Here is a 26,560-nt window from a genome sequence, read left to right as displayed (position 1 = left end):
CGGGGTTTTTTATGTTTTGTACCCATGCCCTACGCGGGGCCCCCCGGCAGGCCGTGGGTGCGGAGTTCTCGGAAAAAATCATTTAATTTTCCGGCGTCCAGTTTTCCGTCCGTCCGAACGCTGCTGCACAGGTCCAGCCCGAACGGTTGCACGGTGTCAATGGCCTGCCGGACATTTTCCGGTTTTAGACCACCCGCCAGAAAAACCGGCACCCGGCTTTGGTTCACAATCCGGCGGCTCAGCGCCCAGTCGTGCCGCCGGCCGGTGCCACCGAGTTCCTTCACGGCCAGCTTCGGGTTGCCCGAATCGAGCAGCAGCGCGTCCACTGCGTCGGCCGACGCCAGCGCTTCGTCGATGCTCAGCTCGTCCAGCACGTGAATCACCTGCACCAGTTTAACCCCCGGCAAGGCGGCCCGTAAAACCCGGTAACTGCCCGGCGGCAGCGCATCGACGAGCTGGACGGTGTTGGTCAGCACCCGGCGCTGGTGTTCGATGACGGCTTCGGCGGTGGGCTCGCTGGTGAGCAGAAACGTCGCTACCGGCGGAGGTACGGTTTGGGCAATGGTGCGAATGAGCTCATCGCCGATGATCCCCGGTCCGCTGGGCATCCGTCCGACCAAGCCGACGGCCGACGCCCCGGCATCGACGGCCATTCGGGCTTCCTCGACGCTGCTGATGCAACAGATTTTTACGCGCATGGTAAATTAATTCAACGGATTGGCTGGTTATAAGGGCAATTTACTGAACAAAGAAATCACGGTTGGACTTTATTAGCAGCAGATTCCTGATTGAACCGTTATTTTTGTGGTATGAATACACCGAATGATCCCTACGCTTCGCTTCGCTACTCCGAATTTCGCTTTTTTGCTGCCAATAGTTTTCTGATTACGGCCACGCTTCTGATTCAGGAAGTAATTCTGGGTTATGAGCTGTACAAGATGACCCACGATCCGCTGGCGCTGGGCTTTGTCGGACTGGCCGAAGCCCTGCCGTTCATTGCGCTCTCGCTTTTTGGCGGGCACCTGGCCGACCGGCGGGAGAAGCGCTCCATTCTGCAAATCAGTCTCTCGGTCATCATTCTGGGGTCGGTGATTCTGTACCTCGTTTTTCAGCCCTCGGTGGTGGCTCACCTTTCAAAAACCGCCCAGTTAACGGTTATTTACGGCGTGCTGGTGCTGATCGGTACCGCCAAAGGCTTTTATTCACCCACGAGTTCGTCGCTGAAACCGTTTCTGGTTCCGCGCGAGTTATACGCCAACTCCTCCACCTGGAGCGGGTCGTTCTGGCAGGCCGGGGCCATTGTCGGGCCGGGCATTGCCGGTTTTCTGTATGTCTGGCTCGGGCTGGACAATTCCCTGCTGGTCGTTGTCGGACTGCTGCTGGTCTGTCTGGTGCTGATTTCGATGATTAAGAAAAAACCGGTTCCGGTGCTGGAGGGAGCGCAGGCCAGCCTCTGGAACAGCCTGAAGGAAGGCATCCGGTTTGTTTTTAAAACCAAGATCATTCTGTACTCCATTTCGCTGGATTTGTTTTCGGTTTTGTTCGGCGGGGTGGTGGCCATGCTGCCTATTTTTGCCGAAGACATTCTGAAAGTGGGTGCTCAGGGACTCGGAATTTTGCGGGCGGCTCCGGCCGTTGGCGCCATCGGCACCATGCTGTTCCTGACCCGGTTTCCGCCCACGCACAACGCCTGGCGAAACATGCTCATTGCCGTGCTCGGTTTCGGCATTTTCTCGCTGGTGTTTGCGTTTTCGACCTGGTTCTGGCTGTCGGTAGTGGCCCTGTTCCTGACGGGCGCGTTCGATAGTGTGAGTGTGGTGATCCGGAATACGATTCTGCAAATTTTTCCGCCCGATCACATGCGGGGCCGGGTGGCGGCTGTCAACGGCATCTTTGTCAGTTCCTCGAATGAGATCGGCGCGTTCGAATCGGGCGTGGCGGCCCGGCTGCTGGGGGTGGTTCCGTCGGTGGCGCTGGGCGGGTTCATCACCTTGCTGGTTGTGGTTTACGTGTATTATAATTCCCGGGAATTGTTCGCGGTTCGGTTGAGCTGAGTCTCCTCGGTAACAAACCGGGTGAAGGGTAGGAATAACGCGGTGTGTGTCGTTACTTACGGGAGAAAAGCGTAAATCCATCTGCTATCGAATCATGCGTCTATTAAACCTCCTGTTGAGCGGCAGTGTGCTCCTGGCCGTTACCCTCTCGGCTTTTGACTCGCCGAAGAAAGAAAAGAAACTGGTTAAAGTCTGGGAAACCGACTCGACGCTGCGCGTTCCGGAGTCGGTTTTATACGATCCGAAAGGGGATGTGCTGTATGTCGCCAACATCGTCGGAAAAGGCGATTCGCTGGATGGCGACGGTTTTATCTCGAAAGTGACGCTTGATGGCAAAATTGAAAACCTCAAGTGGACCACGGGCCTGAACGCTCCCAAGGGCATGGGCATCCACAAAAACCGGCTGTACGTCACGGACGTGTACCGGCTGATTGCGATTAATTTGGCGAACGGACAAGCCGAACAAACCTGGGATGCGGCCGACAAAAAAGCCTATCTGAACGATGTGGCGATTGATAAACAGGGAACGGTTTACGTCTCCGATAACCGGAACAATAAAATTTACCGCCTGAAAGACGATAAATGGGAAGCCTGGATCGACGGCGGGGACATTAACAATCCAAACGGTTTGCTGGCGGTTGGTACGAAAACGCTGATGGTGGGCAGCACCAAAATCGGAGCTTTGCAATCGCTCGACGTTGCCACCAAAAAACTGACCAAGCTGGCGGATGGCATGGCCAACACGGATGGAATTGTGGCCGTCGGGAAGGATTACATTGTCTCCGACTGGAACGGGCGGCTTTTCTACATCACGCCCGACGGACAGAAGCAGCAACTGCTCGACACGCGCAGCGAGAAGGTCAATTCGGCCGATATCACGTATGTCCCCGGCAAGAAGCTGGTGGTGGTCCCGACGTTTTTCAAGAACAAGTTAGTCGCCTACCGGCTGGAATAACAAAACCGCAAAAGGGGCCGAATTCGGCCCCTTTTGCGGTTTTAGCAGGCGATTTCCGTTTCATCCAGTAGTGTTTAACGTTCAGATACCATACCCTATTGGCTTTGATGTCACCCCGCAGGAACCGCTAATGGATTATTTGATATAAGGTAGTGTCTCAGTTTCTTATCTTTTGTATATACCAAAAGATAAGAAACAGGATCATACCTATAGACAAATACAAAGCTTTACTCCAATGCCCTCCTAAAGTGTTACCGACTACAAGCACGAAGCATATAGCGGCATGGAGTAACCAAAGCCATTTCTTCAAAGGGTTGGGTAAGACAAAATAAATTAAGACGTCTACCGTAACCAGCAAAAACAGAAACAGTGCTCGAAACAGCACTACAAATAACAGCATTGCAATATTTTTTTAATAGTCCGGTGTCAATAGCTGAAATAGCCGGATTTGCCCTAATCGAAGCCCCAAAAAACCGAGGCAAATAGGAAAAGGATTGGTAGGGAAATTTTCAGACTGAGACACTACCTGACATGAGCATACAGGAACAAATCGAAACCTATTTGGCAAGCCTGCCTGAACCAAAACGCAGCGACCTGCAAGCGTTGCATCAGATGATTCTGCAAATACTGCCAGCCTGTCAAGTCTGGTTCCTGGATGGTAAAAACAATGAAAATAAAACGGTTTCAAACCCCAGTATAGGCTATGGATCCCGCACCATCACCTATGCAGATGGAAAAACCAAAGCATTTTATCAAATTGGCATCAGTGCCAACACCAGCGGAATTTCAGTTTATATCCTTGGTATTGAAGATAAGAACTACCTGGCTCAGACCTATGGAGAAACACTCGGCAAGGCAAGCGTGAGTGGCTACTGCATTACGTTCAAAAGGCTAAAGGATATAAACAGTCAGGTGCTTGAAGCGGCAATCCGGTATGGGGTCGAGGCTACAAGAAAAAATAATATTTCAAATTGAGACACCGCCGATTGGCGGACTTCCCGGTTTGGTCCGTACGGTTTTTTCAGAAGTTACCCTGAGCGTTCAGGAATCGTAGAACCACCCGGTACCGATTTCCAACGCATTACCGCTTCAGCAACTGCTCCACGGCTTGCTGCATTTTCTCGATACCGAATCCCTGCAAAACCGCATCCATGTGACGCACGATCTGGTCGTTGCCCAGGTTGCCAAGACTGCCTTCGTGGGTGTGGTGCAGGTCGCGCGGGGCTTGGTAGGTCCCTTCTTCGACTTCGGATTTGATGATCAGGTAGGCTTCCCGGAACGGAACGCCCTGCAACACCAGCTGATTCACCCGCTCGACGCTGAACAGCAGATCGTATTTCGGATCGGCGAGCAGCCCGGTTTTCACCTGAATGTTTTCCAGCATAAAATTCGTGATTTGCAGGCAATCCAGCAACTCCTCAAAAGCGGGCATCAGAATCTCTTTCAGAATCTGCATGTCGCGGTGGTAGCCCGACGGCAGGTTGCTCATCACCAGCGTCACTTCCATCGGCAGGGCTTTCAGGCGGTTGGTTTTGGCGCGCAGCAGTTCGGCCACATCCGGATTTTTCTTGTGCGGCATGATGCTCGAACCGGTCGTCAGGGCGTCGGGCAGGGTCAGAAAACCAAAGTTCTGGCTGTTGTACAGGCAGATGTCCATGGCCATTCGGGAAAGCGTTGCGGCCACGGCGGCCAGCGCCGTCAGGGCGGTTTGCTCGGTTTTTCCACGGCTCATCTGCGCGTAAACCACGTTGACGTGCATCCCTTCAAAACCCAGTAAGTCGGTGGTCAGTGTGCGGTTGAGCGGAAACGACGAACCGTAGCCCGCGCCCGAACCGAGCGGGTTACGGTTGGCCAGCCGGAACGCCGTTTGCAACGTCAGCAGGTCGTCGGCCAGGGCCTCGGCATACGCCCCGAACCAGAGGCCAAACGACGACGGCATGGCAATCTGCAGGTGCGTGTAGCCCGGCAGCAGATCCGCTTTGTGTTGCTCCGAACGGGCAATCAGCCGGTCGAAAACCCGGTGAACGGCCTCCGCCACTTGCCAGAGCCGGTCGCGGGTGAAGAGCTTCAGATCGACCAGGACCTGATCGTTCCGCGACCGGCCGCTGTGAATTTTCTTGCCAACGTCGCCCAGTTTCCGCGTCAGCATCAGTTCCACCTGCGAATGGACGTCTTCCACGCCCTCCTCAATCACAAAGTCTCCCGCTTGAATTTGTTGATAAATGCTTTTCAATTCCTCCTTCATCCTCCCCAATTCATCCTTCGAAAGCAGGTTGATGGTTTCGAGCATGGTGGCGTGGGCGAGGTTGCCCAGCACGTCGAACGGGGCGAGGTAGAGATCCATCTCGCGGTCGCGCCCGACCGTAAATCGTTCAATTTTGTCGGCCGCCGTGGATTCGGTGGCTTGGGATTCAGAATTGCCGGATGATTTTTGCCAGAGTTTCAAGAGCGTAACAAAGTCAGTGGAAGCGGCAAAAGTAAGCGTTCTGCCGGACTAATGAACCCAATCGCTAAAAACCGTCGTCCCGGCACACCGCAAGTCCGCAGGACTTGCCTGTGGATAATCCCGGGTACAATCCGGGAAGTGAGGACAGCGACCAGCGTATGGACAGTATCCGGAAGTCCCGGGTTGCACCCGGGGTTATCCATAGGTAAGCCTTCAGGATGGACCGGGGTATGCTCTTGTTGTTAGCGATTCAGGAAGGCGGAATACATCCAGACCAGTTTTTCCTGTTCCCGAATGTAATCGCTCATCAGGGCGTTGGTACCTTCGTCGTCGATTTCGGCGGAAAGCGTCAACAAATGCCGTTCTTTTTGCAGCAGCACCTTAAACGCGTCCAGAATCTCGGCAATGGCTTTCCGGCCGTCGGAAACTTCATTGCTTTCCTCGATGCTGGATAGGTTGGCGTAATCCGAATATTTATGGCCGGGAGTATAGCCCAGGGTCAAAATCCGTTCGGCGATTTCGTCGATTTTCAGCAGCGAACCATTGTACAGCTCTTCAAATTTCAGGTGCAGCTCAAAGAATTTTTCCCCTTTGATGTTCCAGTGATAGCCGCGCGTATTTTGGTAGAAAACGGAATAATTGGCGAGCAGTTCATTCAGCAGCGTTGCCAGCTCTTCGCTTTTCTCCGTATCCAGTCCGATCCGATTCAGTGTTTCCATGTTGTGAATAAATAGTGAATGGTTTGAGGCCGGGAAAATATAAAAATCTGCTTTCTGAGCCAACAAAAGCCTATTTTATAACACGGTATTCGATCCGGTAGTTTCCGGGACTGCCGGTTTTACGTGTTCCCATAGCCACCAGAAACCGCCGGCCGATACCAGACACAAGCCCATGACCACGTCCCACAAAACCGGAAATCCCGACCAGGTCACCACCTGCGCTCCGATGGCCGGACCGGTAATCTGCGCAATCGCATACGTCATTGAATACAACGCTAGGTACTGCCCCCGGTTTTGGACTGTGGCCCGCTCCACCGTAAAAGACAGCATGAAAGGCATCGCCAGCATTTCGCCCAGGGTGTTGAATAGGACGCAGACAACGGCCAGAAAAACCCCGGAACCGGCGTTCAGCAGCAGATACGAAAAACCGACCAGCAACACGCCGATGGCAATAATCAGCACTTTCAGCCGGGCGTATTTTTTCTCGATGGTATACACCAGCGGCATTTCGATCAGCACGATCATCAACCCGTTCATCGTCATCAAAAGGCCAATGTGGCTTTCGTTCAGGGACAGAACCTGCTTGAAGTACAGCGGAATCATGCTGAACAATTGCCAGAAACCGATGGCAAAAAGCGTGGTGGCGACGGTGAATACCAGAAACAGGCGGTCGCGGTAAGGGGAGCGGGCTTTGGGTACCGTCAGGTCCGACGGATCCGGTGTCGGTTCGGCGCGATTCGGAACCGGCAGGAAAACCCGCAGCACAAGGGCGGCCACGATGCAGGTGATTCCGTCGAACCAGAACAAAAGCGGGTAGGCAATGCTGGCGAGATACCCGCCCAAACCGCCCCCGAGCGCCCAGCCGAGGTTAATGGCGAGCCGGTTGAGCGAGTAGGCGCGGGTGCGGTTTTCGGGGGTGCTGTAATAAGCCACCGCCGACGATAAAGCCGGGCGGAAGGTTTCGCCCAGCACCGTATAGACGAAAACAACCGCGCACATGGCGTAGAAACTTTGGGCGAACTGCAGGAAAATCAGGAAGAAACCCGAAATCAGCAGGCTCCAGAACTGAACCGGATAGAACCCCAGCCGGTCGGAAAGGCGACCGCCGAGAAACGTGCCCGCCAGTGCGCCGGTTCCGTAAACCGCCATCACCACCCCCGCATCCGTGACGCTGTAATGCAGGTGTTGGGTCAGGTACAGCGTCAGATATGGCAACACCATCGTGCCGCTGCGGTTGATGAGCATGACACCGCCCAGCAGCCACACCGGCGCCGGAAGTCCCCGGTACGCATCCCGATACAAACGCAAGCTACGGCCAATCATGCCGCAAAGGTCAGCCGTTGGCGGGAGATAAAAAAGAAGGATTGAGCGTAAGGAAACTTATTTTTTGGCCAGTTCCTGCAGGCGAATGTTCCGCCAGCGCACCTCCATCGGGCGCTGAACTTTGGTGCCGTGCACCTGAAGGGCGATGAACCCTTTGGTTTCGAGCGTGTCGGTGTAGTCGGTGGTTTTGACGCCGTTGAGGTAAATTTTTACGGTTTTGCCGACGGCTTCGATCCGGTATTTATTCCAGTCGAATTTCTTGAACGCCTGGCGACCTTCGGGATTGTTTTTCAGATCGACCAGCCAGCCGCGCCGGGCTTCGTCGTATAAACCGCCACTCCAGGCGCGGGCAGCCGGGTCAATCTCGGCCTGATACCCGTGCACCCGGCCATTTTTGAAATCCGGGCGGCTTTCGCTGCGAAACTGAATGCCGGAGTTCATGCCGGTATCCACTTTCACCTCCAGCTCCAGAATAAAATCGTCGTAATTTTTGGTCGTGCACAGAAAGGTATTCTGGGAGTTGGGTTTCGAAATGCCGACTACTTCGCCGTTCTCAATGCGGTAATCGTTTTTGACCTGTTCCCCGCGAATGGTCCAGCCGCTGAAGTCTTTGCCGTTGAACAGCTTGACCCACTGTTCTCTCTGAAAAGAACAGAAGAAGAGTGAAAAAGAAAGGGTGGTGAGGAGAAGGGCTTTTTTCATAAGTTCTGATGAGTTATTTCGCAGCGTTTGGTGAAGTAATAAAAAGAGAAGCGGAACCTCTGCTAAACTCCCTTTTTCTCTGTTAAACTCCGCGAAACAACTTTTTCTACTCAGTCCGGATTTACAAAAATCTTCGGATCGGTGATCAATTCCCGGTGTTCATCCAGAAATTGCTTGAAAAGCCGGATTTCTTCCAGTTGTTTTTCAATCGGATGCGTGAGCGAATAACTTTCGACGTACACGTCCTTGAAATCCGTGATCAGGTACTCCATCAGCCGGATGCCGCGTTTTTTCAGGGCGTGCAAATACAGATTCTGGTGGTTGAAGGTGTAGCGCGGGTGCTGGTACGAAGCCGTGGTTTTGATATCGACGGCTTTGAACTTCCCGATCAGATCGACGTACCCGTAGAACAGCACATCGTCGATTTCGTACTGACAATAGACCTGTGTTTCGACAATGGGCCGGGGCAAAAACCGCCGGAATTTTTCCAGGATTTCGGGGTTGAACCGCTCCTCGTCTTCGCCTTTCACTACGGCATCTTCAAACCGCACCCCGCGTTCCTGGGCCGCCGTCGTGGGGCTTGGCACGCGGTTGATGGTGTCGAGCAGTTGCTGCTGTGAGAAGTTTCCCCCGCTCAGGTAGCGGGAAAAAACATTCAGCAACGTTGGATAAAACCGGTATTTGATCATAGCTCCAGACCCTAATTCTTCACCACCAGCGTAACACCCAGCACGATCAGCAGCACACCCGCCAGCCGCCAGGCGGTCAAACCGTGTTCTTTAAACCCAAGCAAACCGTAATGATCGAGGACCACGGCCGCCAGCAACTGACCGGCCACGCTCAGGCTGAGCAGGTTGCCGGCCCCGATGCGCGGCACCGTGATGATGACGGTTGTGACGTAAATCGCGCCCAGCAGGCCGCCGGTCCATTTCCACCAGCTGATTTCCCGTAAGGCGTCGAACGTGGGCACGGGCGCACGAAGCACCAGACTCACCACGGTCAATACCAGAAAACCGGAACCGAACGAAATCAGGGCCGCCAGAATCGGATGGGCTACCACCTGCCGCAACTGCGAATTCACACCCGACTGCACGCTTGTGGCCACCCCAACCAGAAAGGCGAAAATGAAATAGATTAAATTCATAGAGAACGATGAATTATAAATGATGAATTATGAATGGGCGGGCGCAGAGAATCCATCGTTCATCATCCATAATTCATCATTACGTTTAGGGAACGTATGATTCCAGAACCGTCATGTCGCCGTCGGGAATAAGGGTGACCTGGGCGGTCGTCGCGGGAAGCAGCGCGCATTGCCCCATTTTCAGCGGGATGCGGTAGCCATCGCCGGTTTCGACCGTCAGCGAGCCGCCTACGCACACCAGAATGACGAACGAATCCAGGTGCGTATAATCGTGCAACACTTCCTGGTCGAAATTCAGGACGTTGGTAACAAAATAATCGCTGGTTACGGCATTGACGCTTTGATTCGGCTGCGGATCATACTGCGTTTTGTAATGGTCGTAAGGCTGGTAGTCGATGGCGTCGACGGCCAGTTCGGTATGCAGTTCGCGTTTCTGGCCCTTATCGTCCGTTCGGTCGAAGTCGTAAATCCGGTACGTGATGTCGGAGGTTTGCTGAATTTCGGCCAGCAGGATGCCTTTGCCGATGTAGTGAACCCGACCGGCGGGCAGGAAAAACACGTCACCGGCCGCCACTTTTTCGATGTTCAGCATGTCCATCAGCGTGTTGTCAGCCACGGCTTTCACGTACTCGTCCTTCGTCACTTCGCGGTTAAAACCGGAGTTGAGCGTGGCGCCTTCGTCGGCTTCGATGATGTACCACATCTCGGTTTTGCCGAAACTGTTGTGTCGTTCTTTGGCCAGTTTATCGTTTGGGTGCACCTGAATCGACAGATCGTCGTTGGCGTCGATGAACTTCACCAGCAGCGGAAATTCGTTGCCAAACCGCTCGTAAACGTGTTTACCCACCAGTTCTTCCTGATACTGCTCCAGCAATTCCCGCAGCGTTTTGCCCTGCAGCGGACCTTCGGCTACCACCGAGATGTTGCCGGCCACACCGGAAATTTCCCACGTTTCTCCACAGTTGGGCAGCGGTGAAAAGTCTTTGCCCAGCACGGTTTTTATTTTCTGACCGCCCCAGATTTTGTCTTTAAAAATGGTTTCAAACGTGAGTGGGTGAAGCATGATTTACAGGATTTGTTCCAACATTCGAATATACAACTCAATTCCCTGTTCAATTTCCCGCAAATAAATAAATTCGTCGGCGGTGTGTGAGCGTTCGGAGTGGCCGGGGCCGCATTTGAGCGAAGGGCAATTGAGCAGGGCCTGATCGGAGGTGGTGGGCGAACCGTAGGTTTCGCGGTTTAGCGACAAACCGGCCTGCACAATCGGGTGATCCAGCGGAATGCTCGACGGTTTGAGCCGGATCGAGCGCGGCTGCACCGTTGAACGAAGGTTCCGGCGCACGGTTTCAATAATTTCTTCGAGCGTATATTGCTCCGTCACACGGACATCGACGGTGAAGGTGCAGGTGTCGGGCACCACATTGTGTTGCGATCCGGCGTTGATGATCGTCACCGACAGTTTCACCGGTCCCAGCGTCGGCGACAGCTTTGGAAAGGGGTTGCTCGTCAGCCAGGCGATGTCTTTGATGGCGTAATAAATGGCGTTGTCCCCTTCGTCGCGGGCGGCATGGCCGGCTTTGCCTTTGGCCGTGCAGTCGAGCACCAGCAGGCCTTTTTCGGCAACGGCCAGGTGCATTTGCGTCGGTTCACCCACGATGGCGAAGTCGATGGGCGGCAGGTCGGGCAAGATCAGTTCCAGCCCTTCGCGTCCGGAAACTTCTTCCTCGGCCGTGGCCGCCATAACGATGTTGTAGGCCAGGTCTTTTTTGGGGTAGAAATGACAGAAAGCCGCCAGGAGCGATACCAGACAGCCTCCGGCATCGTTGCTGCCCAGGCCGTACAGTTTGCCGTCGCGTTCGAGGGGCTGAAACGGGTCGAGCGTCCAGGAAGCATTGGGCCTGACGGTGTCGTGGTGGGAGTTAAGCAGCAGCGTGGGCTTCGCCGGATCAAAATGGCGGTTGTGCGTCCAGATGTTGTTTTTGGTCCGTTTGAATGGGATGTTCTGCTGCCGGAAAAACTGCTCGATCACCAGTGCGGTGCGGTCTTCTTCACGGCTGAACGAGGGCGTTGCAATGAGCCGTTTGAGCAGGTCGATGGCCAGGTCGGTTTGTGTCTCCAACGAATACGCCGTTAGTTGTGAAATCATTACGTTTCTTCAGTTCTGTTACGGTATAGGCACTCAGGTACAAAAACCGGGCAGGTTTTTATCCCTCATAATACTTGATATTCAATTCCCGGAGGAATTTTTTAATGATGTCAACGTGAACACACTGGCCAACGTTCAAAAACGGGTAGTTCGACACGCGACTCTGGCGGCCGTTGACGATTACTTCGCGGTCTTCAATGTCGAAACCGAGGTGCAAATGGCGGGTTGAGCTCTGCATGCCGTAGATAATACCGCTGGTATCGAAAAGTGGGCCACCGCTCTGGCCGCGTAAACCGGGGGTGCTCATTTCAATGCCCACCACTTCGTTGTTTTCGCCCCGCAGGCGGGTGATGATGCCGTCGATCGGAAACCGGGGGGTGTTGCTGCGTCCATCGTTCGTCCACTCAATGTCGTCGAGCTCGGGATTGTAGCGGTAATTGGTAAATTCCGGGAACGGATAACCCAGTCGGCAAAGGCTCCGGCCCTGCTTGATTTTACCGCTGTCGCGCAGAAAAACCGCACAGGAGTTGTATTTAATCTGGTTGTAGCCCCGGAACTGAACGACCGCCAGATCCTGCGTGGGGTGAAGATGGTAGGTGATTTCGGAAAACTGATCGACCGAATTGACGAACTGGTTTTTGATGCGGATGATGCTTTCCCGGCGCAGATCGTATTTTTTTTCCAGCTCCTCCTGCCGACGGGTCTGGGTTCGATCCCGGGGAAGTGAACGGCGCTCCCCCTGAAATTTCATGTAATTCTGGTGGATGCTGTCCGAATTGATGAGTTGCTCGGCCACGTGTTTGCAGGTGATGGCACAGGCAAACTCGTTCACGAAAAACATGGTCGAACAGGCCGGAATCACTTCACTGCTACCATACCGCCGGACAATGGATAAAATAGGACGTACAAAAGGGTCGACCCGCTCGATGGCTTCAACAAACATAACTACGGAATAGTAAAACGGGAGCGCAAGATAGCAAATCCCGGCAGCTACAACTCCGATTTTTTATCGAGCAAACTCAGAAAATCCTCGAATCTTTCCCGGTAGGCCGCCCCAAGCGGTATTTTCGTCGAGCCCACCACAATATTCCGGTAGTTATAACTGGTGATTTTGGCCAGATTCATCAGGTAGGATTTATGAATCCGGAGAAATTTCTGCTGGGGCAGCAGTTGCTCCAGGTGGGAGATGATTTCGTTGACGACGATTACTTTCTGGTTGACGTATACTTTGCAATACGTACCGAAAGCCTGGATGTAGTCGATCGTGTCGTAATCGAAACGCTGCATCGAGTGCCCCACCTTTAAGAAAATGAACTCGCTTTCGACCAGGCTGTTTTGCCCCACCTGAACCCCCAACGCCCGGTGGACAGCTTTCGTAAACCGGTTAAAGGTAAACGGCTTGACCAGGTAATCCGCCACGTCGAGATCATAACTGTCGACGGCAAATTCGGTGTGGGCCGAGGTCACAATCACGGGCAGCTGCCTGGGAAAGTACCGCAGCAGCTCGAGTCCGTTCTGATCAGGCAAGTGCATGTCCAATAATATCAGGTCAATGGGCTGCTGTTGCAGGACAGTCATGCCGTCTTTTACCGTGTTGCAGATTTGGGGAGGCATAAAGAAGGGTAGTCTGGCAATATATTCTTCTAAAATAGCTACAGCCACTTCTGAATCGTCTACAATGAGACACTGACGTGATTTCATACGATGCGTTATAAAGCTGATCTCGCAGACGGATACTTTCGGTTACGATTAGTAAAAATAGGTAAACTACTTGTTTGCTCAAAAAATATACTGGTTAACAATTCACCCACTTAGGTTACGGTTTGAATATAAAGAGTTTGTATGGCAAAATATACTATTTGAACTGAAATATTGTCGATTTGTACTGTTTCAGACGATTTTAACCCGCTTAAGTCTGCTATTTGGCCAAAACGTGAGTATTTATACTCTTACTTGTTCAGTTGGTAACGTTAATGTATACGTTCGTGCGGTTATCAGTGCAGATTGGCTTATCTGGCGGGGAAATTGTGTTTAACAGTCACGTAAAATAAGTAACATCGCCGTCAGTTGCAGTCTGATAAAGTGAAGCCAACGTGGCCCGGTGTTACGGATCAGTACCTGACTAAAGCGCAATCAACTCGTAACGGTAATTAAACTCTCTCTGTCTGATGAAACGTACATTAAGGGACGAAGAACTCATTGTTTCCTACCTCTCCACCCGCCGGGCCGACTGCCTGGATGCGCTCTACAAGCGCTATGTAAACAAAGTGTATGGGAGTTGCCTGAGCTTTACCCGCGATCCCATCAAGGCCGAGGATTATACCCACGATATTTTTCTTCAGGTTTTCAGCAAGATCGACCAGTTTCAGGGACGCTCCGCCTTTTCGACCTGGTTGTTTTCGATTTCCCAAAACTATTGCCGGCAAAAAATACGGATTGCGAATCGGCTGGTTACGGTGGCACTCGACGAGGTTGACCTTGAAAATCTGCCGGATTCGGAAACGAACGATATCGCCCATACGATGCTGAATCAGCTGTCGGTGGTCATGGAAAAACTTTCGTCCGATAAGGTCGCGCTGCTCCAGTTGAAATACGTGGACAACATCGACATTACCGAAATTGCCCGGCAGTATAACATCAACAACAGCGCCGTCAAGATGCGGCTCAAACGCACCCGTGATCATGTCGTGGATGTTTACCAGAAGCAATTTATGGCGGACTGATTTGGCAACACTCTACTCATCCATCCGGACGATTTTGGGCTGAAACTGTCCTACGACATCGACCAGCCCGCGCTGGAACTGCATGACCTGGTTGATATCTTTGTAAACCATCGGCGCTTCGTCGACCCCACCGCCCAGGAGCGTAATCCCGTTCTGGTTCAGCACGTCCTGCACCTGCGACCACGTCAGGCTGTTTTTGGCGGCCGTCCGCGACATCCTTCGTCCGGCTCCGTGCGAGGCCGAATCGAGCGAACTGGCGTCCCCGCGTCCCCGGACAATAAAACCGGGTTGCGTCATGGAACCCGGAATGATGCCCAGAACGCCCTGACCGGCGGGGGTGGCGCCTTTGCGGTGGACGATCAGCTCCTGCGGTTCGGAACCCGGACCGGCGTGGTGTTCTTTCCAGGCAAAATTGTGGTGATTTTCCACCATCGCCAGCGGTTTTACGCCCAGCGCCTTCGCAATCTTGCCATGAATCTGGTGGTGGCAGGCCGAGGCATAATCGCCCGCCAGATTCATCGCCAGCCAGTATTGCTGCCCTTCCTCCGAGTCGAGCGACAACCACGCCAGGTGTTTGGCCTGACGGGGCAGGGGTGTTTTTTCCATCGCTACTTTGGTAAAATAGTTGGCAATGGAAGCGCCCAGCCCGCGCGAACCCGAATGCGACAGCAGGGCCAGGTACGTGCCAGCCGGAACGCCAAATTCGTTCCGGGCATCCGTAATGTCAGCAATCCCAAACTCGACAAAGTGGTTGCCCGAGCCCGACGTGCCGATTTGCCGGACGGCTTTGTCGTGCAGCCCCCGCAGCAGCGGCACCTGCCGGAATTCCGGCCGTTCGAGCACCTCATCGTCCAGCGGTTTGCTAAATTCCCGGCCCGCGCCGAAGAGCGTTTCGCGTTGCAGAATGTTTTTGAGTTTGCTGGTTTCGCTGTAGAGTGTATTTTCCGGCAGGTCAAAGATGCTCAGGCACATCCGGCAGCCAATATCGACGCCGACACCGTACGGAATCACGGCATTCCGGGCCGCCAGTACGCCCCCAATCGGCAATCCGTACCCCTGATGCGCGTCGGGCATCAGCGCCCCGGCCACCGTAACCGGCAGGCGCATGGCGATTTCCATTTGATTGATGGCCCCGGCTTCGATGTGATCGGCGCCAAAAACCGTGTATTCTTTCCGGTCTTCGCTGAGCGGGATTTCGTCGGGAATTTCGGGTTTGGTTTTTTCCACCAGCTCGGCCGCAATGGTGCCCAGCGTCTCGTTTTTGAGGTAATCAGCCGGTTTTTGCAACACGTTCGCCAGCACTTTCAGGGCTTCGGCCGGGGCCGTGTGCGTAAAGAATCGTTGCATCACGCTGATGGCAATGCTGATGACTTTTCCTTCCGGGTATCCGATTTTACGGAGATCCTTGCCGGTTAATTTTAGCTTCATGACTGCTGGGGATGGATCAGGGTAACGCCTTCTCGAACCGCTCGTACACCTGCCGATACCGCCGGTGACGGTCGGCATCCGGTTCGAACGTCTGGCCAAAACCGACCTGTCGCGTGGCGTCGACCAGGGAGGAAACCCGCCCGGTGGCCTTCATGGTTAACAAAACCGCGCCAATGGCCCCGCTTTCGTTGCTTTCGTTGAGCCGGACCGGAACGCCAAAAATATCCGCCATCATTTGCACCCAAAACGCGGATTGCGCAAAACCGCCGTTGGCGTGAATCACCCGGGTTGGGCCGGTATGCCGCGACAGAATCCGCTCGATCCGAAGCAGGTTAAACAAGACCCCTTCCAGCGCGGCCCGGACAAAATGCGCCCGCCCGTGCTGCCAGTCGACGTTCAGGAACGATCCGCGCACCCCGGCATCCCAGAGCGGGGCGCGTTCGCCCTGCAAATACGGCAGAAACAAAAGGTCGTCGGAGCCCGGCGCAACGGTTTCGGCTTCGGACAAAACCGCATCGGTTTCCGATTGGGTTAGTTTTTCCGACACCCATTGCAGGACATTCGCGCCGTTGTTGGTGGGGCCGCCCACGACGTAGTAGTTTTTATCGGTGGAGTCATCGACGTTCAGGATGTAACTGAACAACCGGCCCTGACCGTCGCGCAACGGGCGCTGAACCGTCCGCCGGATGGCCCCGCTCGTGCCAATGGTAATGGTCGTAACGCCCGATTCGATGGCTCCGGCTCCCAGATTGGCCAGACAGCCGTCCGACGCGCCGATGTAGAGTTTGGCGTTGACCAGGCCTTCGGTGATGGTTTTTGGGAGACGCTGACGGCTTAGTTGACTGGCGTAGGTCGTTGGCACCGGTTCCGACACCTGCTCGATCCGGATACCGGCATATTCGAGTGCGGGCAGGTACCATTCTCTCCGCTGGCTATCAAACAGGCCGGTGGCCGTGGCCATGGAATAGTCGATCTGGTAATGGCCGGTCAGTTTGTGCCAGATGTACTCTTTCAGCGAAATCCAGCCGGTGGCCCGGCGCAGCAGCCGCAGATCGTGTTCGCGAAACCAGGCCAGTTTGCACAGCGGAATCATCGGATGCAGGGGTGTTCCGGTGCGCTGGTAAATGTCCTTCCCCAGGGCCGCCTGTTCATGGCGCAGGAAATCCGCCTGTTTTTCGGCCCGGTTGTCGGACCAGAGAAGGGCGTTGGTCAGCGGTTTTCCGGCTTCATCGACCGCCAGGGTGCTGTGCATGGCCGAACTAAACCCAACGGCCTCAAGCTGTCCTTTCTGCTGGCTGACTTCCCGGCAAACTTCCTCCAGCACCTTCACCAGCTTGTTCCAGACCTCGTCGGCATCCTGCTCCGCATAACCCGGCTGTGGATGCAGCGTGGTCAGGGGCGCCGACGCCTGGGCGATGATGTCGCCGGTTTCCGGTTGAAAAGCAAGCGCTTTAACGTTGGTTGTGCCGATGTCGACGCCAAGAATGCAGTTGATCATAGGGAAGGGGCGGGCTGAGTGCCGTGCAAAGAAATGGGAAAAAAGATAGCGACCGAAACGGTTTCGGCCATTTTTTGAAAAACAAGCGGTTTTGTGATAAATTTGTTGGCGCTTTTTTTATACAATGTCTTTCCAGAGATCAATTTCGTTTTTTATCTTTTTGTGGGTTGGGTATTGGGTCGTCGCGTGCAACCAAAAACCGCAATCGAGCCTGCCAACAGAGCCTTCGGGCCTGGAGGGGCGGGAACTGGCCCAGAAATACTGCAACAACTGCCACGCTGTTCCCAGTCCGGATTTACTGGAGAAAGAGCTCTGGAAACGCAAGGTTTTGCCCCAGATGGCGCTTCGGATGGGCTTTTTTGCGGATTCGCTGTCGCCGTTCCGGCAGATGAGCGACCCCGACGAAATCGAGCGGGTGCTGCATTCCAGCGCTTTTGCCGACACGCCGATGCTCCATCCCGACGACTGGCAGAAACTGACGGACTATTACCTCCAGAACGCCCCGGACCAACCGTTGCCGCAGGCGCCCAAACCGGCGGTTTCGTACCAGTTACCCCTTTTCAAAATTCGTAAACCGGAACAGCCGGTCGATAATCTGGTGACCCTGCTGACCTACGAGCCGCAAACCCGGCGGATTGCCGTGGGGAGCCGGCGGGGAAAACTGGTTTTTCTGAACAATACCCTGCAACCGGTGGATTCGGTCGTCACCTTCAATCCGCCGTCCAGCCTGCGGGTGCGGGCCGACGGCAGCCTGGACGTGCTGACGATGGGCAACATGGATCCCAACGACCGGATGAACGGCGAATTGCTCCACATCACCCGAAATCCGGCGACGCAGAAGGTGGATCGGCGGACCTTGCTGACCAAGTTGCAACGGCCGGTTGAGGCTACCTACGCGGATTTGAACGGCGATGGCCGGGAGGATATTCTGGTGTGTCAATTTGGATTTTACCTGGGGCAACTCAGCTGGTTCGAAAATACCGGATCGGCCTACACCGAGCACGTTCTGGAACCGGTTCCGGGGGCGCTCCGAACCGTGGTGACGGATATGAACGGCGATGGCAAGGCCGACATTGTGGTGCTGCTGTCGCAGAGTGACGAGCAGGTGGCGATTTATAACAACGAGGGTGGAGGCCGGTTCTGGAAAAAAACCGTGTTGCGTTTTCCGCCGGTTTTTGGGTCGATTCACCTCGATGTCGTTGATTTTGACAAGGATGGCGATATGGATCTGTTGTACACCAACGGCGACAATGCCGATTATTCCAATTCACTGAAACGTTACCACGGCATCCGGCTCTTCCGAAACGATGGCAATTTCAAATTTAGGCAGGTTTGGTTTTACCCAATGTACGGGGCCATGAAAGCGCTGGCGCGTGACTTCGACGGCGACGGGGATCTGGACGTGGCCGCGATTGCATTTTTTCCGGATTTTTCGCAGAAGCGGCTGGAGAACTTTGTGTTTCTGGAAAACCGGGGCAAAAACCGGTTTCGGCCGAAATCATTTCCGGAAGCAGAACAGGGCTCGTGGCTGACGATGGATGCCGCCGACGTCGATCAGGATGGTGACGAGGACCTTCTGCTGGGCTCGTTTGCCTTCCGGGTCACGCCCACGCCGAAAGAGCTGCTGCAACGCTGGCGGCAATCGAAAGCCGGGGTGATTTTGCTGGAAAACCAGACGAAAAACCGGAAGTAAGGCTGGCCGGCACCCGGTGCCGGCCAGCCTTTGCAAAACCGGGATGTATTCGCTTACCACGAAATCGCTTTCAACCGAACGCCCTGCGGATTTTCGGCGTCGGATAATTTAAGGGCGGTTTTGCCGCTTTCCACCTGGTAATTCATGGCCTCCTGCTTCAGCTCATTGGGCCGGGCGTCGCGGTTGATGTTGCTTTTAGGCGCACAGGCGTAAAAACCGCGGTAGTTGCCACTGCTGGGCGTGATGACAAACGTGTGATCGGCTTCGTTGACTTTCACCGTTCCCTTGAAAAAGGTGTACGCTTCCGTTCGGCAATTGTAGCTGGTGGTGGAGTTGATGACGTATTCTTCGTAGGTGCCGTTGGCATGAAACTCAAAAACCAGGGCCTGTTCGTAGGCATTGCCGCTGTACTTGCCGGTATAATCCCAGAAGTTGGTGGGGGAGAAAATACCGTACGACCATTTGCCGACTAACTCGCTTGGGATTCGGCCCGAGCCACCGGACGGTTTTTCGCCGGTTTCGGGATCAATGCCAGCATTACTGCCTTTTTTGCAGGCCACGGAGAGGAGGACCAGCGCCATCAGCGCCAGAAAACGCATTTTCATACTGTTCAGTTGTTTTTGTTGTTGGTTCTTCTGTTTGCCAGAATGGGTGCAAAACAAGCCAAACAAACGCCGGGCGCCAAAAACCGGACTCCCCAATAAACCAAACCGGTACCTGAATTGACGAAAGTGGCGCCTGAATTGAAGCGGTTGAGATCTGGGACGTCGGGTCTGTTCAGCCCGACGCCGTCAATTCAAAAAAATAGCAACTTTTTTCAAAAACCACTAAGGGTAAAATTGTGCAATTAAGTCTTTGATTCGTTTTAGAGAACTTGTGCTAATGGCTACCTTTACTGCGTTGTCCCCTGATCCTTCACCCGACCCCTGGCCGGCGCCATCCGCAAACGGCGAAAAGCCGACGTCGGCGGTATCCGATTCGGAACTCTTTCTGCGAAAAGCCTTTGAACAGGAACCCCGCAAAGGCTTCGAGTTGCTGTTTCGGCAGTATTATACGCCCCTGTGCAGCCACGCCGTGCGGTTTGTGTATTCGCGGCAGCTGGCGGAAGACCTGGTGAGTGAGGTTTTTTACCAGTTTTACCGCTCCGAAGCGTACCGGAACGTTCATTCGTCGTACATCAGCTACCTGTTTACGGCGGTGCGAAACGAAGCCTACACCTACCTGCGCAAGGAATTTGGGAAAACCGACTCCATTGAGCTGGCGACCGAAAACCACCTGCCCGGCAACCAGCCGCTGCCCGATTCGGAAGTGCATTTCAACAACCTGTTCCTGGCCGTCAACGATGCCATCAGCCAACTGCCCGCCCAGTGCCGCCGGGTGTTTCTGCTGAGCCGGTTCGAGAACAGAAAATACGACGAAATCGCCACCGAATTGCAGATTTCGCCCCGAACCGTGGAGGTGCACATCTCCAAAGCCCTGAAACACCTGCGCCAGACGCTGCGGGACGAGTGGGCGATGCTTTGCCTGCTTCCTCTTTTTATCCAGTGAACTAAGGGAAAAACCGGCTCCCGGAGTCTCCCGTTCAAATTCCACGAAAATGAACCAATTCGTATCAAAACATACCCTGTTTTCCTATCTGGCGGGGCAGGCCACTCCGCTCGAAAGGCAGAGGGTGGAGGAGTGGCTGAAAAATCCGGCCAACACCGAAACCTTCCACGTCTGGCTGCTTGAGTGGGAAACGCGCTCCCTCCAGTTTACGCCGGATCCGGAAGCGGCTTTTGCGAAACTGACGCACCGCCTGGATCAGCCCGAAACGCCGAACGCAGCCGATGAGTCGGCCCCGGCGCCCAAACCGCTGTTGCGCCTGTGGAACTGGAAACCGTATCTGATGGCGGCCACGGTTTTGCTCACGCTGGGGCTGCTAACCATTTTCCTGAAAAACCGGCTCCTGTACCAGACCTACCAGACGGTTTCGGCGCAGGAACAAACCATCCGGCTCGAAGACGGAACCGATGTGAAGCTGAAAGCCAATTCGGCCCTGCACGTGCCGCGCTTTGGGTTTCAAAACGACGTTCGCGAAGTCCTGCTAACGGGTGAAGCCAGCTTCTCGGTGACGCACAAGCAGAATCACCAGCGGTTTGTCGTCAAAACCTCCGACCAGTTTCAGGTGGAAGTGCTGGGCACCGAATTTACGGTGTACGCCCGGAAACGGGGAACCAAAGTGGTGCTTGATCGCGGAAAGATCCGGGTCGATTATAAAACCGCCACCAAAAAGCAGCAGCTGATCATGAAACCGGGTGAGGTGGTGATGCTGAGCCAGCGAGGAACGATTCAGTTGCGGAAACTGGCGCCCGTCAGGATGCTGGCTGAAGAGGAAGAGCACCTGTTTCTGTTCCGCGACACCTCGCTCTGGGAAGCCTGCTACCTGATTGGCGAACATTTTGGCAAGAAAGTGGAGATCGCCGACGATTCGCTGGCGCACCGCACCATCTCCGGTAACTTCCGCGTCCGCACCGCCGACGATCTGCTGGAACTGCTGACGGCCACCTCCAGTCTCCACATTGATTCCACCGGAAATACGCTCCTTCTAAAAGATAATTGATTGTTCCGACCCTTTTCTTACGAATAAACCAATGAAAAAAACGATTTACCACTTGAGTTTCCTGGCGGTTGCCCTGACGGGGTACCCGGTTAGCGGGTTTAGTCAGACGCTGGCTTCGGCGCAGGCCGTGCAGCGCCCGGCGAACCGCGCTGTGCAGGCGCAGCTGAAAACGATTCTTCTGGATTTGCAGCGCCATTACCGGGTCGAAATTGTGTTTGAAGACCGGCTGATGGTGGGCCGCAACGTGCCGGCAAACGCCCTGAATCTGAATGCCTCGCTGGAAAAAAACCTGACCCACCTGCTGAAAAACACCGGTTTACGGGTCCGGAAAATCCGGAAAGACACCTACGTCATCGTTGAAACGCAACGCGAAAAACCGGATGTATCGAGCCGCAGCGATGAGGCCACCGAACCGGCGGCTTCGGCCACGGTTCCCGGCGACCGAACCAACCTGAACGCACCGGAACCGACCGCAGCCCCCGTAGCCGAAGTGGCCGACATCAGCATCAGCGGTACCGTCACCGACGAAACCGGCTCGGGCTTGCCGGGCGTGAGCGTGGTTCTGAAAGGCACGACGCGCGGCACTACCACCGACGGCAAGGGGTTTTACCAGCTCACTATTCCCGACGAGAATGCGGTTTTGGTCTTCAGCTTTGTCGGCTATCTTTCGCAGGAAGTAACGGCCGGTAAACGCACGGCCGTCGATGTAAAGCTGGAAAACGATACCAAATCGTTGTCGGAAGTGGTCGTGGTGGGCTACGGAACGCAGAAAAAAGTAAACCTGACGGGGGCGGTTTCGTCCATTTCCAGCGAAGACATTGTGCGTCGGCCCGTCGGTCAGACCTCGGCGGCCCTGCAGGGTCTGATGCCGGGTGTGACCGTAACCCAGCGGTCGGGGCGGCCCGGGGGCGATGCCGGTTCGATTCGGATTCGCGGGGTTGGGACGTTGGGCAACTCGGACCCGCTGGTGCTGATCGACGGAATTGAAGGGTCCATGAACAGCATTGACCCCAACCTGATTGAGTCGGTTTCGGTGCTGAAAGATGCGGCTTCGTCTTCCATCTACGGATCGCGGGCGGCCAACGGCGTGATTCTGATTACCACCAAACGGGCCAAAGGCGACCGGATTTCGGTTAATTACAACAACTACGTGGGCTGGCAGACGCCGACAAATCTGCCCAAAATGGCCAACGCCATCGACCACATGCTGCTGACCAACGAAGCGTACGTCAACGTGGGTCGCGCGCCCCTGTATTCCGACGATCTGATTCAGAAATACCGCACGGAAGGCCCCAACAACCAGGATCTGTATCCCGATACCGACTGGCAGAAAGAGGTATTGACGGGTTCCGGTCTGCAACAGAGCCACTTCGTCAGCATCAACGGTGGGAGCGAAAAAATCCGGTTTCTGACCTCCGTGGGGTATTTTGATCAGAAGGGCGTTATTGAAAATGCCGCCTTCAGACGCTTCACGCTACGGAATAATGCGGACATTCAGCTTTCCAGGAAATTTAGCGCCCGCGTTGACCTTCAGCTGGTGGCGGCTACCACGATCGAGCCGGGTCGGGAGTCGGAATCGGTGTTTCACTGGATGAACCGGATTCCGGCCAACCAGGCCGGGATTAACGCGAACGGAAGCTGGGGGGAAGGCTGGAACGGCGATAATCCCATTGCCATGTCACGCGATGGAGGAACCCGAAAGAACAACAGCCCGTATGCGTTTCTGAACGCTGCGCTGACGTATAAGCCGACGTCCTGGCTGACGGCGGAACTGGCTTATTCGCCTAAATACGCGCTCTCGATCGATAAAAATTTCAACAAGGCCGTTCAAACGTACAAACCCGATGGAACGCTGAGCTTTCTGACACCGGCCCGCACGACCCTGACCGAATCGGATAGCCGGGCCCTGTACACCACCCTGCGCGGAACAGTGACCTTAGACAAAGCGTACGGCGATCACGGCTTGAAGATATTGACCGGTTTTTCCCGCGAAGATTACCGCAACGACTACATATCGGCCTACCGGGAAGGCTTTTTATTGCCGGACTACCAGGTGCTGAACGCCGGAAACTCGGACATTCAGCGGAACACGGGCGGAGCCGCCGAATGGGCGTTGCAGTCGGTTTTTGGCCGGATCAACTACGATTACAAACAGAAATACCTGCTCGAAGCCAATGCCCGGTACGACGGCTCATCCCGGTTTGCCAAAGGACGCAAATACGGTTTTTTTCCGTCGGTGTCGGCGGGCTGGCGGATATCCCAGGAAGCGTTTATGCTGCCGCTTTCGGATGTCATCAACGAATTTAAAATCCGGGCTTCGTGGGGGCAGCTGGGCAATCAGCTCATTGGCAATTACCCCTTTATGTCGTCCCTGCAATTTGGGCCGTATGCCTTCAATAAGCAGATTGTCAACGTCGTAGCGCTCAACACGCTGGCAAATGCGGATATTTCCTGGGAAACGACGCAGATGACGGATATTGGTCTGGACATGACCCTGTTCTCCAACCTGTCGATCACCGCCGACTATTTTTCCAAACGGACCAGCGACATTTTGCTGGCCCTGGATATTCCGGCCATCATCGGCCTGGGAAAACCGTCGCAAAACGCCGGTATTGTGGATAACAAAGGCTGGGAACTCGGGATCAACTACCGGGGAACGGTTCGGGATTTCCGGTACGATGTCGGCTTCAACATTTCGGACGTCAAAAACACCGTGGTCGATATGCGCGGGGTTGACCTGACCGGGCTGACTGCCAACCGGGAAGGCCATCCGTTCAACTCGCTTTTTGGCCTTCAGGCCGACGGTTTTTTCCAGACGGCGGACGAAGTGGCCGCCCATGCGCAGCAGTTTGGGGTGGTCAAGCCCGGGGATATCAAATACCGGGATCATAATGGCGACGGCATCATCAACGCCGATGACAACGTCGTTTTCGGAAATACCATCCCGCGCTTTACCTACGGAAGCACCTTGAACGGATATTACCGGGGATTCAGCCTGAACATTGTTATTCAGGGCGTTGGCAAAGCCGATGGCTATCTGAACGAACAGGGCATCATGCCGTTTTTTCTCGGCGGGACGGTTCAGGAGCAGCACAAAGATCACTGGACGCCCGAAACCCCCAACGCCACCTTTCCCCGGCTGGCCTTCAGCGAATCCAACAACGAGCGCAACTCGAGCTTCTGGATGCGGAACGCGGCCTACCTGCGGCTGAAAAACATTCAGATTGGCTACAGCCTGCCGTCTGTTCTAACCAAGAAAGCGGGCATCAGCAACGTGCGGGTTTTTGCCAACGGACAGAACCTGCTCACCTGGGATAAATTCTGGGACGGGTATGATGTCGAATCGCCGGTTGGCACTGGCCGGAGCTATCCGCAGGTCAAAATGCTCAGCGTTGGCCTGGATGTCAGCTTCTGAAAACCGCTGGCGTTTCCGTTTATTTTTCAACTGAACCAAACGAATGAAAAAGATACACTACTGGTTTTTATCCGCGTTCCTGCTCCTGAGCACCACCTCCTGCGAGGATTACCTGGAACGCTATCCCCTGGAAGGTCCGGCCGACCAGTCTTACTTTGCCAACGCCAGCGAACTGGAACTGGCCGTCAATGGCTGTTACAAAGGCATGAACTTTCACCCCAGCGACGGCATGCCGACGCAATTGCTGCTCGACGTTTGCACCGACATCAACTGGGACCGCAACAACAGCGCCTGGCAGCAGATTGGCAAGGGTGCCCACGACAGCAACAACGGGTTTGTGCGGACGGTCTGGAATGAGTCCTACAAGATCATCGGCCGCTGCAACTTCATTCTGGATAACATGAATAAGCTGGAGGGCAAAATGGACGCTACCCTCTACGCCCGGTATCAGGCCGAAGCCCGGTTTATCCGCGCTTACATGTACGGCTACCTGATCGAATTGTTCGGTGGGGTTCCGCTGGTTACCAAAATGCTGGGCCTGGCCGACGCCCAGATTCCGAAGAGCACCCGGGAAGAAAGTGCCGCTTTCGTCATGAACGAACTGGACGAAGCCGCCAAGGCCCTGCCCACCAGCTACGACGCCCGAAACACCGGCCGGGCCACCCGGCAGGCAGCTTTGGCGGCCAAGGCCCGGACGGCGCTGTACAACGAAAAATGGGAGGTGGCGGCCACCGCGGCCAAAGCCGTGATGGACCTGAATGTAAACAAACTGCACCCCAATTTCGGCGAACTGTTTTCGTACCGGGGGCAAACGTCCAGTGAGATTCTTTTCTCGTTGCAGTATCTGAAAGGAACGCTGTCGCACAGCACCCCGCAGAACTTCCTGTCGCGGAATGCCCAGGGCGCTTCCAACAAAGTGCCGGGGCAGAGTCTGGTCGATTCGTATGAGTGCACCGACGGTTTGTCGATTGACAAATCGCCCCTGTATAACCCGAAAGATCCGTTCAAAAACCGCGACCCGCGACTGGATTTTACGATCGCTGTGCCGGGTTCCAACTATTTCAACTTCAAGTTCGAAACCCACAAGGACAGCGTCAAAACCATCAATTACACCACCGGCGCCCGCATCGACAACCAGGATGCCATCCACGCGTTTGCCACCTACACGGGCTATTGCTGGCGGAAATACACCGACCTGACCGACAAAGACGACCGCAGCAACTCCGAGCTGAACATCATTCTGATCCGCTACGCCGAGGTGTTGCTGACCTACGCCGAAGCTAAAATTGAAGCCAATCAGATCGATCAGTCGGTCTATGACGCCATCAATGCGGTGCGCCAACGGCCAACGGTCAATATGCCCGCCATCAAAACCGGCAAAACGCAGGCCGAACTTCGGTCCATTATTCGCAAGGAACGGAAGTATGAACTGGCCAATGAAGGCTTTCGGTTAATGGACATTCGGCGCTGGAAACTGGCGGAAACGCTGCTGAATGGCAGTTACCTGGGCCGGATTCCGAATGGCCTGCTGGCTACGGCACCGGTGATCGATGCCAACGGAACGCCGGATTACAGCACGGTTCCCAACCGGGCCGCCATGCGGGTCGTCGAAGTCCGGATTTTCAAGCCCAGCCGGGATTACCTGTGGCCGATTCCGTACATCGAAACCGTAACGAACAAGGCGCTTGTGCAGAACCCCGGCTATTAAA

General features: G+C 54.7%; 23 protein-coding genes. 9 read left to right on the top strand and 14 right to left on the bottom strand.

Annotation, left to right across the window (positions count from 1 at the left end):
• Positions 1-29 precede the first annotated feature (29 nt).
• Positions 30-698 carry a phosphoribosylanthranilate isomerase gene (locus tag ACYVHX_RS13110; RefSeq protein ID WP_460672101.1) on the bottom strand — a complete coding sequence of 223 codons (669 nt, stop codon included), beginning with the start codon at positions 696-698 and terminating at the stop codon, positions 30-32.
• Positions 699-809: 111 nt separating this feature from the next.
• Here ACYVHX_RS13110 and ACYVHX_RS13105 point away from each other — a divergent pair, with 111 nt between their 5' ends.
• The 3 genes from ACYVHX_RS13105 to ACYVHX_RS13095 all read left to right on the top strand — a co-directional run bounded on the left by ACYVHX_RS13105 (position 810) and on the right by ACYVHX_RS13095 (position 3,984).
• Complete coding sequence (locus ACYVHX_RS13105) at positions 810-2,054, top strand: MFS transporter (RefSeq protein WP_460672100.1); 1,245 nt, start codon at positions 810-812, stop codon at positions 2,052-2,054.
• Positions 2,055-2,148: 94 nt separating this feature from the next.
• Positions 2,149-3,009, top strand: a complete 861-nt coding sequence (locus ACYVHX_RS13100; RefSeq protein ID WP_460672099.1) for an SMP-30/gluconolactonase/LRE family protein — start codon at positions 2,149-2,151, stop codon at positions 3,007-3,009.
• Between the two features lie 531 nt (positions 3,010-3,540).
• Positions 3,541-3,984: a DUF1801 domain-containing protein gene (locus ACYVHX_RS13095; protein ID WP_460672098.1), complete on the top strand. Its 444-nt coding sequence runs from the start codon at positions 3,541-3,543 to the stop codon at positions 3,982-3,984.
• Positions 3,985-4,090: 106 nt separating this feature from the next.
• Here ACYVHX_RS13095 and argH read toward each other — a convergent pair whose 3' ends face one another.
• The 10 genes from argH to ACYVHX_RS13045 form a co-directional block, all read right to left on the bottom strand.
• A complete protein-coding gene (argH, locus tag ACYVHX_RS13090; protein ID WP_460672097.1) occupies positions 4,091-5,455 on the bottom strand; it encodes an argininosuccinate lyase in 1,365 nt (454 codons plus the stop codon).
• Between the two features lie 242 nt (positions 5,456-5,697).
• The gene (locus ACYVHX_RS13085; protein WP_460672096.1) at positions 5,698-6,174 is read right to left on the bottom strand and encodes a Dps family protein; all 477 of its coding nucleotides are present in this window, start codon (positions 6,172-6,174) and stop codon (positions 5,698-5,700) included.
• Positions 6,175-6,249: 75 nt separating this feature from the next.
• Positions 6,250-7,497 carry an MFS transporter gene (locus ACYVHX_RS13080; RefSeq protein ID WP_460672095.1) on the bottom strand — a complete coding sequence of 416 codons (1,248 nt, stop codon included), beginning with the start codon at positions 7,495-7,497 and terminating at the stop codon, positions 6,250-6,252.
• A 57-nt stretch (positions 7,498-7,554) separates the two neighbouring features.
• The gene (locus ACYVHX_RS13075; protein ID WP_460672094.1) at positions 7,555-8,199 is read right to left on the bottom strand and encodes a 3-keto-disaccharide hydrolase; all 645 of its coding nucleotides are present in this window, start codon (positions 8,197-8,199) and stop codon (positions 7,555-7,557) included.
• Between the two features lie 110 nt (positions 8,200-8,309).
• Entirely contained in the window at positions 8,310-8,888 is a 579-nt protein-coding gene (locus tag ACYVHX_RS13070) for a PD-(D/E)XK nuclease family protein (protein WP_460672093.1), read from the bottom strand.
• Between the two features lie 11 nt (positions 8,889-8,899).
• Complete coding sequence (locus ACYVHX_RS13065) at positions 8,900-9,343, bottom strand: DMT family transporter (protein ID WP_460672092.1); 444 nt, start codon at positions 9,341-9,343, stop codon at positions 8,900-8,902.
• 85 nt (positions 9,344-9,428) lie between these two features.
• Positions 9,429-10,406, bottom strand: coding sequence for a type I phosphomannose isomerase catalytic subunit (locus tag ACYVHX_RS13060; protein ID WP_460672091.1), 978 nt, complete (start codon positions 10,404-10,406; stop codon positions 9,429-9,431).
• Between the two features lie 3 nt (positions 10,407-10,409).
• A complete protein-coding gene (locus ACYVHX_RS13055) occupies positions 10,410-11,492 on the bottom strand; it encodes a M20 family metallo-hydrolase (RefSeq protein ID WP_460672090.1) in 1,083 nt (360 codons plus the stop codon).
• 58 nt (positions 11,493-11,550) lie between these two features.
• Positions 11,551-12,435: a trypsin-like peptidase domain-containing protein gene (locus tag ACYVHX_RS13050; RefSeq protein ID WP_460672089.1), complete on the bottom strand. Its 885-nt coding sequence runs from the start codon at positions 12,433-12,435 to the stop codon at positions 11,551-11,553.
• A gap of 47 nt (positions 12,436-12,482) precedes the next feature.
• Positions 12,483-13,193 (bottom strand): LytR/AlgR family response regulator transcription factor, encoded by a 711-nt coding sequence (locus ACYVHX_RS13045; RefSeq protein WP_460672088.1) that lies wholly within the window; start codon positions 13,191-13,193, stop codon positions 12,483-12,485.
• A gap of 467 nt (positions 13,194-13,660) precedes the next feature.
• Between ACYVHX_RS13045 and ACYVHX_RS13040 the strand changes: the two genes are divergently transcribed.
• Entirely contained in the window at positions 13,661-14,215 is a 555-nt protein-coding gene (locus ACYVHX_RS13040; RefSeq protein WP_460672087.1) for an RNA polymerase sigma factor, read from the top strand.
• A gap of 12 nt (positions 14,216-14,227) precedes the next feature.
• Here the strand turns inward: ACYVHX_RS13040 and ACYVHX_RS13035 are convergent, their stop codons facing one another.
• Together ACYVHX_RS13035 and ACYVHX_RS13030 are read right to left on the bottom strand one after the other, a co-directional pair.
• Positions 14,228-15,643 (bottom strand): RtcB family protein, encoded by a 1,416-nt coding sequence (locus ACYVHX_RS13035; protein ID WP_460672086.1) that lies wholly within the window; start codon positions 15,641-15,643, stop codon positions 14,228-14,230.
• Between the two features lie 16 nt (positions 15,644-15,659).
• Positions 15,660-17,141 (bottom strand): gluconokinase, encoded by a 1,482-nt coding sequence (locus tag ACYVHX_RS13030; RefSeq protein ID WP_460672085.1) that lies wholly within the window; start codon positions 17,139-17,141, stop codon positions 15,660-15,662.
• Between the two features lie 124 nt (positions 17,142-17,265).
• Between ACYVHX_RS13030 and ACYVHX_RS13025 the strand changes: the two genes are divergently transcribed.
• Positions 17,266-18,834, top strand: a complete 1,569-nt coding sequence (locus tag ACYVHX_RS13025) for an FG-GAP repeat domain-containing protein (protein WP_460672084.1) — start codon at positions 17,266-17,268, stop codon at positions 18,832-18,834.
• 53 nt (positions 18,835-18,887) lie between these two features.
• Here the strand turns inward: ACYVHX_RS13025 and ACYVHX_RS13020 are convergent, their stop codons facing one another.
• Entirely contained in the window at positions 18,888-19,439 is a 552-nt protein-coding gene (locus ACYVHX_RS13020; RefSeq protein WP_460672083.1) for a hypothetical protein, read from the bottom strand.
• A 277-nt stretch (positions 19,440-19,716) separates the two neighbouring features.
• Here ACYVHX_RS13020 and ACYVHX_RS13015 point away from each other — a divergent pair, with 277 nt between their 5' ends.
• The 4 genes from ACYVHX_RS13015 to ACYVHX_RS13000 are packed head-to-tail and all read left to right on the top strand — an operon-like array spanning position 19,717 to position 26,559.
• A complete protein-coding gene (locus tag ACYVHX_RS13015) occupies positions 19,717-20,382 on the top strand; it encodes an RNA polymerase sigma-70 factor (protein ID WP_460672082.1) in 666 nt (221 codons plus the stop codon).
• Positions 20,383-20,431: 49 nt separating this feature from the next.
• Positions 20,432-21,436: a FecR family protein gene (locus ACYVHX_RS13010; RefSeq protein WP_460672081.1), complete on the top strand. Its 1,005-nt coding sequence runs from the start codon at positions 20,432-20,434 to the stop codon at positions 21,434-21,436.
• A gap of 31 nt (positions 21,437-21,467) precedes the next feature.
• A complete protein-coding gene (locus ACYVHX_RS13005; RefSeq protein ID WP_460672080.1) occupies positions 21,468-24,851 on the top strand; it encodes a SusC/RagA family TonB-linked outer membrane protein in 3,384 nt (1,127 codons plus the stop codon).
• 43 nt (positions 24,852-24,894) lie between these two features.
• A complete protein-coding gene (locus ACYVHX_RS13000; RefSeq protein WP_460672079.1) occupies positions 24,895-26,559 on the top strand; it encodes a RagB/SusD family nutrient uptake outer membrane protein in 1,665 nt (554 codons plus the stop codon).
• Position 26,560: the final 1 nt, after the last annotated feature.

Source organism: Larkinella ripae, from assembly GCF_054780775.1.
The sequence above is the reverse complement of the archived record's forward strand: the minus strand, read 5'-3'. Positions and strand labels throughout refer to the sequence as shown.

Bases quoted from the DNA above. Each gene is read 5' to 3' on its own strand.
- ACYVHX_RS13025 (WP_460672084.1), top strand. From the start codon at position 17,266: ATGTCTTTCCAGAGATCAATTTCGTTTTTTATCTTTTTGTGGGTTGGG.
- ACYVHX_RS13045 (WP_460672088.1), bottom strand. From the start codon at position 13,193: ATGAAATCACGTCAGTGTCTCATTGTAGACGATTCAGAAGTGGCTGTA.
- ACYVHX_RS13095 (WP_460672098.1), top strand. From the start codon at position 3,541: ATGAGCATACAGGAACAAATCGAAACCTATTTGGCAAGCCTGCCTGAA.
- ACYVHX_RS13080 (WP_460672095.1), bottom strand. From the start codon at position 7,497: ATGATTGGCCGTAGCTTGCGTTTGTATCGGGATGCGTACCGGGGACTT.
- ACYVHX_RS13030 (WP_460672085.1), bottom strand. From the start codon at position 17,141: ATGATCAACTGCATTCTTGGCGTCGACATCGGCACAACCAACGTTAAA.
- ACYVHX_RS13075 (WP_460672094.1), bottom strand. From the start codon at position 8,199: ATGAAAAAAGCCCTTCTCCTCACCACCCTTTCTTTTTCACTCTTCTTC.
- ACYVHX_RS13055 (WP_460672090.1), bottom strand. From the start codon at position 11,492: ATGATTTCACAACTAACGGCGTATTCGTTGGAGACACAAACCGACCTG.
- ACYVHX_RS13040 (WP_460672087.1), top strand. From the start codon at position 13,661: ATGAAACGTACATTAAGGGACGAAGAACTCATTGTTTCCTACCTCTCC.
- ACYVHX_RS13005 (WP_460672080.1), top strand. From the start codon at position 21,468: ATGAAAAAAACGATTTACCACTTGAGTTTCCTGGCGGTTGCCCTGACG.
- ACYVHX_RS13050 (WP_460672089.1), bottom strand. From the start codon at position 12,435: ATGTTTGTTGAAGCCATCGAGCGGGTCGACCCTTTTGTACGTCCTATT.
- ACYVHX_RS13100 (WP_460672099.1), top strand. From the start codon at position 2,149: ATGCGTCTATTAAACCTCCTGTTGAGCGGCAGTGTGCTCCTGGCCGTT.
- ACYVHX_RS13085 (WP_460672096.1), bottom strand. From the start codon at position 6,174: ATGGAAACACTGAATCGGATCGGACTGGATACGGAGAAAAGCGAAGAG.
- ACYVHX_RS13020 (WP_460672083.1), bottom strand. From the start codon at position 19,439: ATGAAAATGCGTTTTCTGGCGCTGATGGCGCTGGTCCTCCTCTCCGTG.
- ACYVHX_RS13000 (WP_460672079.1), top strand. From the start codon at position 24,895: ATGAAAAAGATACACTACTGGTTTTTATCCGCGTTCCTGCTCCTGAGC.
- ACYVHX_RS13015 (WP_460672082.1), top strand. From the start codon at position 19,717: ATGGCTACCTTTACTGCGTTGTCCCCTGATCCTTCACCCGACCCCTGG.
- ACYVHX_RS13110 (WP_460672101.1), bottom strand. From the start codon at position 698: ATGCGCGTAAAAATCTGTTGCATCAGCAGCGTCGAGGAAGCCCGAATG.
- ACYVHX_RS13065 (WP_460672092.1), bottom strand. From the start codon at position 9,343: ATGAATTTAATCTATTTCATTTTCGCCTTTCTGGTTGGGGTGGCCACA.
- ACYVHX_RS13060 (WP_460672091.1), bottom strand. From the start codon at position 10,406: ATGCTTCACCCACTCACGTTTGAAACCATTTTTAAAGACAAAATCTGG.
- ACYVHX_RS13105 (WP_460672100.1), top strand. From the start codon at position 810: ATGAATACACCGAATGATCCCTACGCTTCGCTTCGCTACTCCGAATTT.
- ACYVHX_RS13070 (WP_460672093.1), bottom strand. From the start codon at position 8,888: ATGATCAAATACCGGTTTTATCCAACGTTGCTGAATGTTTTTTCCCGC.
- ACYVHX_RS13035 (WP_460672086.1), bottom strand. From the start codon at position 15,643: ATGAAGCTAAAATTAACCGGCAAGGATCTCCGTAAAATCGGATACCCG.
- ACYVHX_RS13010 (WP_460672081.1), top strand. From the start codon at position 20,432: ATGAACCAATTCGTATCAAAACATACCCTGTTTTCCTATCTGGCGGGG.